This window comes from Sphingobium sp. B2 (assembly GCF_007693735.1).
Lineage (GTDB): Bacteria > Pseudomonadota > Alphaproteobacteria > Sphingomonadales > Sphingomonadaceae > Sphingobium > Sphingobium xenophagum.
Genome location: NZ_VDBZ01000017.1, coordinates 1 through 5,896, shown reverse-complemented (window position 1 = coordinate 5,896; position 5,896 = coordinate 1). Strand labels below are relative to the sequence as shown.

Sequence of the window (5,896 nt, the reverse complement as noted above, 5' to 3'; positions counted from 1 at the left end):
CGCGCAGCCGGGGCGCGAAGCGGAACCCGAGTAGGTGGCAGAGTGCGAAAACATGATCGGTGGCGCCGCCGGTATCGGTATAGTGCTCATGCAACGGAAGGTTGCCGGCGCCCAGGACAAGCCCGTCGAGCACGTAAGGCGCTTCACCTGCCGTCGCGGACATGATCCGTGATCCGAATGATGCGAAGTGATCGGAAAGGTGCGAATAGATTTTCACGCCAGGTTCGGCGCCATATTTGGCATTGACGTCCGCCGCCCCTGAACGGCTCCGCCCCGACCGGAAGAACTGGCCATCGGACGACGAACTGGTGCCAGCGCCCCAATGCCGCGCGAAGGGTAATTCGTGATGGGCTGAGATGATCATGGCCAGCGCGGCCTGATAGTTCTCGGGTGAAAGATACCAGTTGTGGGTCCATGCGAGTTGGGCATAGCTGACGCCTTCGCTGGCATTGGCCATCCGCTCCAGCCCGAGGTTGGTGCCATCAGCCAGAATTGCGGCGAGTACCGTGCTGGGGTTGTCGTGCTCCTTGCCTGAGCGCAGGTCACGGAATGCGTTCAAAAAACCAGTGCGTTCGGCGACTTCAAGCAGCAGCTCGGTGATGCGCACGCGGGGAAGCAGGGTATCGAGCTTGCGATCGAGGGCTTCAGCTTCCGGTGGGGTGACAGGCGGCATTTGCTGAAGCTTGAGCCGGTCTCGTTCGAGCGACACTCCCTCAAGCTTGTTTGTTTTCAACTGCTTGGCAAATCGGCGCAGCCGCCAGTCAAGATTTCGTGCCCGGTCAGCGAGGTAGGATGCAGCATTTGAATCGAACGGAAGCACATCCGCCACTTTGGCGGCGTCGCGCCGACCCAGCAAATAGGCATCGAAGCGCTGATAGTTGCGGGTTCCCTCGATCCATACATCACCGGCGCGCAAACGATCACGCAAGGTTGCCATGATCGCAATTTCATAACGTCGGCGGTCGATACGGCCGCTTTCGGTGATGAGACGCTTCCACTGCCGATTGGGGAATGGCAGTGGAACGCCATCGGGAAGGTCGCGCGACTTTCGTGTGTTCGCATCGCGAATGACATCGATGGCTTTGATCAGTGCCGTCCCTGTTCCAGACGCCTTGAAGGTGAAGGCGTCCAGAAATGCCGGGCTGAAACGCCGTAGCGTGGCGTAACGCTCGGTTGCCGTTACCAGTGCGTCCTCGCCGGCAAGATCAGCAAGGGCATCTACTTGGGCCTTTGCCGCAACAAGCCGGTGCCAGCCCACCGCTTCGTCAATCAATTCGAGCGGATCGCCGCCATTCTGGACAGCCTCATCAAGTGCTGTAATCGTGGCGCCAAACAGCCGCATGAGTTGCCCCACCGACTGAATACTATCTTGGTAGCGACGCTCGCGCCCACGCCGCGCGCGCGTGAACATGCCGCCGATAAGTCGGTCAAACATTTGGATCGCGGCATCGGCAAGTCTGGCCTCAAGGTCGATCACTGCGGCCGTCAACGTCGCCCGCCTGCGATTGACGCTGTAATCCGAAAGCAGGAATGCCGGTGCCACGCCGCCCTCGCGGACAAATTGGGCAAAGCGGAATTCCGGAATGGCGCCCCCAACTACCGGGTGGATACCTATGCCGCGAACATAGCGCAGGCGCTCAAGCAAGCCATTGATATTGGCCGCAGTCGGGGCTTCTTCGAAATTACGCAACCACGCCAGCGGTGTCATGCCGAAATCCGGGTTGTTGATTACGAGTTCGTCTAGCCGTGTCAGTTCAGCAGAGCTGAGGCCTTCGACGATTGCGGCTGCGGCAGCTTTGCGTGCGCGTGCCCGGCCAGCAAGACCGGCGCGTTCCAGTGTGTCGCCTGACGGAAGAATGAACCGCTCACCCTTCAGGCCAACCATGAGGGCGCGAACAATCGGTTCACCTCTGTCTGTATACTCGGCGGCTTGCGCGGCAAGATTCAGGGCAAGTGCCAGGTCGCCGCGTCGAAACGGGCGTATGCCAAGATAACGCGCCACGAGATCGGCATGATCGGTACGGGTTTGCGCGCGCTGACCATATGCAGAGAAGGAGGAAGGATCGACGAATAACTGTGCCGCGAGGTACTGAAGAATGACGTCGGGAAGCCCGATCTCGGGTTGCAGACCAAAGCCGGGATGTCGCATCAAAGCGATTTGTGCAGCCAGACCGAGGCGATTTGCTGGACCATAGCGGCGCCCAACCAATTCAACATCTTCCGCAGAAAGGGTATAATGCCCAATGATCGCGGTTTCTTGGACAGGAGGATCGAACAGGCGCCGGCGCTCGTCTCCGGTCAGAAGTCGGCGTCGTGCCATTTTGCTCTCCCGCTGAGGCGAATAACAAAATTGACACCAAAGCGGCTTGCACTGGAGGGCGGCCATTCGTTGCCGGTTGATCCCCGAGCAATCACCCGGCGCAGCAAGACAGTTTGGCGACATCCTTATCAAACGTTTGGGCCGCCAGTTTGAGGCCTTCCACAGTGGTCAGGTAAGGAAATATCGTTGCACCCAATTCCAGGGTGGTCATGCCGTGTTTGATCGCCAGCACCAGTGTCTGGATCGAATCCGCGCCTTCGGGTGCCATGATCTGGCCGCCCAGCAAACGGTCGTTCGCCTTGTCGGCAATCAGTTTGATGAGACCCCGCGTATCGCGTGCTGCCAGTGCCCTTGGCACAGCATCGAGCGGGAGCAGCGAAACCTTGATGTCCAGGCCTTGCGCCCGTGCTGTCGTTTCAGTGAGGCCGGCGCTGGCGACTTGCGGGTCGGTGAAGACGACGGATGGCATGGAGGAATTGTCGTAGCGGTATTGGTTGCCCGTCACCGCGTTGCGCGCGGCCAGTTTTGCGCCATAGGCGGCCATGTAGACGAACTGGTCCCGTCCCGTTACATCGCCCGCCGCGTAAATGCCTGGAACCGACGTTTCGAGGTGGTCATCGACGACGATTCCACCATTACGGGCAAGCACTATGCCGCGCTCCTCCAGCCCAAGCCCGTCGCTATTGGGTCGGCGTCCGGTGGCGATGAGCACCTGTTCCGCCGCGACGGTGTCACAATGCCCCTCGCAGGTCAATTCGACCCCGCTCTGTGTTTGGGCGATACGCTGATAGCCGACACCTGCGCAAACCCGCACGCCCTCGGCTTCCAAATAGTTTTTCAGCGCGGCACTCACTTCCGGGTCCATTTCGGGGAGCAGGCGGCTTCGGCAGCAGATGGTGACATCAACGCCCAGACGCGAAAACATCTGTCCCAGTTCTACCCCGATCACCCCGCCACCGATCACCAGCAGCGATTTGGGCAAGCGATCCAGCGCCAGCGCCGATGTGCTGGTTAGGTAGGGCACGCTGTCCATCCCCGGAATCGGCGGCACGGCGGCGTGCGCACCCATCGCCAATATGACCTTGCCGACCTTCATGGGCGCATCGCCGACAATCAGCGCACCATCGGCAAAGCGTGCCTTGCCCTCGATATAGCTCACACCGTCATAGGCGGGCAGCAGATCGACATATTTTTTTTGGCGCAGCGTCGTGACAAGATCGTCCTTCGACGCCGCCAATACGGACCAGTCATCCATCTGGACAGCGCCCCCAAGGCCGGGAAAGCGCGCGGCGGCAAGCCCACCATGCACCGCTTCGGCGGCGCGGATCAGCGTCTTGGAAGGAACGCAGCCAACATTGACACAGGTGCCGCCAATCGTGCCGTGACCGACGAGCGCCACTTTCGCGCCCAGATCGGCAGCGGCGATCGCGGCGGAGTACCCGGCAGAACCCGCGCCGATGACGGCCACGTCAAATCCTTCCTGCCCGGGGCGGTTGCAACAGTCGTTCATTGCTTATCGCTTTCTTGAGGCGCTGGCGGCGCCCCGCTCAGTTTTGAATAGCGCGCGCCGGATAACCCGCGTTGGTTGATGCAGCGGCAATCGCAGCAGCATTGGTGCGGCGCGGGTTATAGGTTGCGCGCGCGGTCTTGGCTGCGAAATCGACCGTGACCGCCGTTACCCCGGCGACGCCTTCCATCGCCTTCTTCACGGTGATCGGGCAGGTGGCGCAGGTCATGTTCTCTATGGCAAAGGTGGTTTGCTTCTGAGCGGTTGCGGTAGCCGCGGGGCGATCTTGCGCCGTGCCACTAACTGCATAGGCGACCCCGCCGCCAGCCATAGCCAGCACGGCCATAGCGATACATACTGTCTTTTTCATGGGTATTTCCTTTCAATAGAACCAGGGTGCCCACCAGTCGATGGTGAGCGCCAGGATGGCGACGGCAAGGCCCAGCCACAGCACCGCCTTGGTGGTCCAAGCCGATTGTGGACGAGCGCAGTAGGAACCGTCTTCACAGGGCGGTTTCGGCTTGAAATAGACATGCCAGAAGCCGTAGCCGAGCAGCGCGAGCGTTACGCCTGCGACATAGGGCTTGTAAGGTTCGAGCGCCGTCAGGTTGGCGATCCACGCGCCGGAAATTCCGAGCATAACCAACAGTAGCGGGACGACGCAGCAAGCCGAGGCGAGCCCCGCGCCGATCAATGCGCCCGCCGCAACCCAGTTTGCCTGCTTCGGCTCGTGGTTTTCGGTGAGGGCTGGCTGTCCCGCTTCCGGCGTTGAGACCATGGCTTGAATCCCTTGTTCCAACTGAGTGATTCGCAGTGTAGGCTCTGTAGCCACTACAGACTCAAGAGGTATTTTCATGGAGCAACAGGTCGGCATCTTGCGTGCCCAGCTTGCCCGGAAAACAGGCTGCAATCTCGAAACCATCCGCTATTACGAGAAGGTGGGATTGCTGCCGGGGCCGCCTCGCAGTTCCAACGGCTACCGCGTCTATTCGCCGGAACTGGTGCAAAGGTTGCAGTTCATCCTGCGCGCGCGCGACCTTGGCTATGCAATGGATGAGATACGGTCATTGTTGTCGCTCACCGATACCGGTGCACAAACCTGCGCGGAGGTTATGGCGAGAACCGAACTCCACCTTGAAGATGTCCGCCGCCGCATTGCAGATTTGCAGAAGATAGAGGTGACGCTGGCGACCACGTTAGCCAGATGCACTGGAGATGACGTTGCCGAATGTCCCATCCTGGAAGCACTCCAGTTTTTACCCCATCAAGGCAATTGACGCCATCTTTGAGGGATTTGATTTTGTGATGTCAGCTTGGAGTATAGCCTAACCGGACGTCAGGGCGCTACCGCGGTTTCTGTCAGATTAGGGTACTAAACGGAATTTGTTGACGAATGTCGTTGCGTATCATAGATTTCAACCTGACATTTTGATGGAGAGAGTGCGCAGTGAAGGGGCAACGGATCGGCTATGTCCGGGTCAGCACGTTCGATCAGAATGTGGATCGCCAATTGGAAGGTCAGTCGCTCGATCGGACCTTCACCGACAAGGCATCGGGCAAGGACGTCAACCGCCCCCAGCTTGAGGCTCTGCTCACTTTCGCCCGCGAAGGCGATACCGTCGTCGTCCACAGCATGGATCGGTTGGCCCGCAATCTGGATGACCTGCGCAAGCTGGTCCAGGGCCTCACCAAGCGAGGTATCCGGATCGAGTTTGAGAAGGAAAGCCTGTCCTTCTCGGGGGAGGACTCCCCGATGGCCAATCTGATGCTCTCGGTCATGGGTGCGTTTGCTGAGTTCGAGCGCGCCCTGATCCGCGAACGGCAACGCGAAGGCATTGCGATCGCTCGGCAGCGCGGCGCCTATCGGGGGCGGAAACGGTCGCTCTCGGATGAGATGATTGCCGATCTGCACCGCCGCGTTGCCGCCGGTGAACGCAAGGCGACCATCGCGCGCGACATGGGCATCAGCCGCGAAACCCTCTACCAGTACCTTCGCGCCGCTGCCTGACACCAATGTTCACATTATGTCCGGAAAATCGTTGTTCAGCGTACAAAGCTTGAGGTGACGC

Annotated in this window: 6 protein-coding genes; 2 read left to right on the top strand and 4 right to left on the bottom strand. The window is 59.9% G+C overall.

Translation table 11 applies throughout. The features are described 5' to 3' along the window. The 4 genes from FE851_RS25710 to FE851_RS25695 all read right to left on the bottom strand — a co-directional run. A partial coding sequence (locus FE851_RS25710; protein ID WP_145206921.1) for a Tn3 family transposase occupies positions 1-2,320 on the bottom strand: 2,320 nt, incomplete at its 3' end. 91 nt (positions 2,321-2,411) lie between these two features. Then, positions 2,412-3,830 carry a mercury(II) reductase gene (gene merA, locus FE851_RS25705; protein ID WP_026109686.1) on the bottom strand — a complete coding sequence of 473 codons (1,419 nt, stop codon included), beginning with the start codon at positions 3,828-3,830 and terminating at the stop codon, positions 2,412-2,414. A gap of 37 nt (positions 3,831-3,867) precedes the next feature. Next, positions 3,868-4,197 (bottom strand): heavy-metal-associated domain-containing protein, encoded by a 330-nt coding sequence (locus FE851_RS25700; protein WP_004213249.1) that lies wholly within the window; start codon positions 4,195-4,197, stop codon positions 3,868-3,870. A gap of 12 nt (positions 4,198-4,209) precedes the next feature. Beyond that, positions 4,210-4,605, bottom strand: a complete 396-nt coding sequence (locus FE851_RS25695; RefSeq protein WP_014072602.1) for a mercuric transporter MerT family protein — start codon at positions 4,603-4,605, stop codon at positions 4,210-4,212. 76 nt (positions 4,606-4,681) lie between these two features. Between FE851_RS25695 and FE851_RS25690 the strand changes: the two genes are divergently transcribed. Both FE851_RS25690 and FE851_RS25685 read left to right on the top strand, forming a co-directional pair. Beyond that, positions 4,682-5,104, top strand: coding sequence for a MerR family transcriptional regulator (locus FE851_RS25690; protein ID WP_014072603.1), 423 nt, complete (start codon positions 4,682-4,684; stop codon positions 5,102-5,104). Between the two features lie 170 nt (positions 5,105-5,274). Further along, positions 5,275-5,835 (top strand): recombinase family protein, encoded by a 561-nt coding sequence (locus FE851_RS25685; RefSeq protein ID WP_004213255.1) that lies wholly within the window; start codon positions 5,275-5,277, stop codon positions 5,833-5,835. The last annotated feature ends 61 nt before the right edge of the window (positions 5,836-5,896 follow it).

Excerpts from the sequence above, each read along its gene's own strand:
- merA (WP_026109686.1), bottom strand. The coding sequence starts at position 3,830 with ATGAACGACTGTTGCAACCGCCCCGGGCAGGAAGGATTTGACGTGGCC.
- FE851_RS25700 (WP_004213249.1), bottom strand. The coding sequence starts at position 4,197 with ATGAAAAAGACAGTATGTATCGCTATGGCCGTGCTGGCTATGGCTGGC.
- FE851_RS25695 (WP_014072602.1), bottom strand. The coding sequence starts at position 4,605 with ATGGTCTCAACGCCGGAAGCGGGACAGCCAGCCCTCACCGAAAACCAC.
- FE851_RS25690 (WP_014072603.1), top strand. The coding sequence starts at position 4,682 with ATGGAGCAACAGGTCGGCATCTTGCGTGCCCAGCTTGCCCGGAAAACA.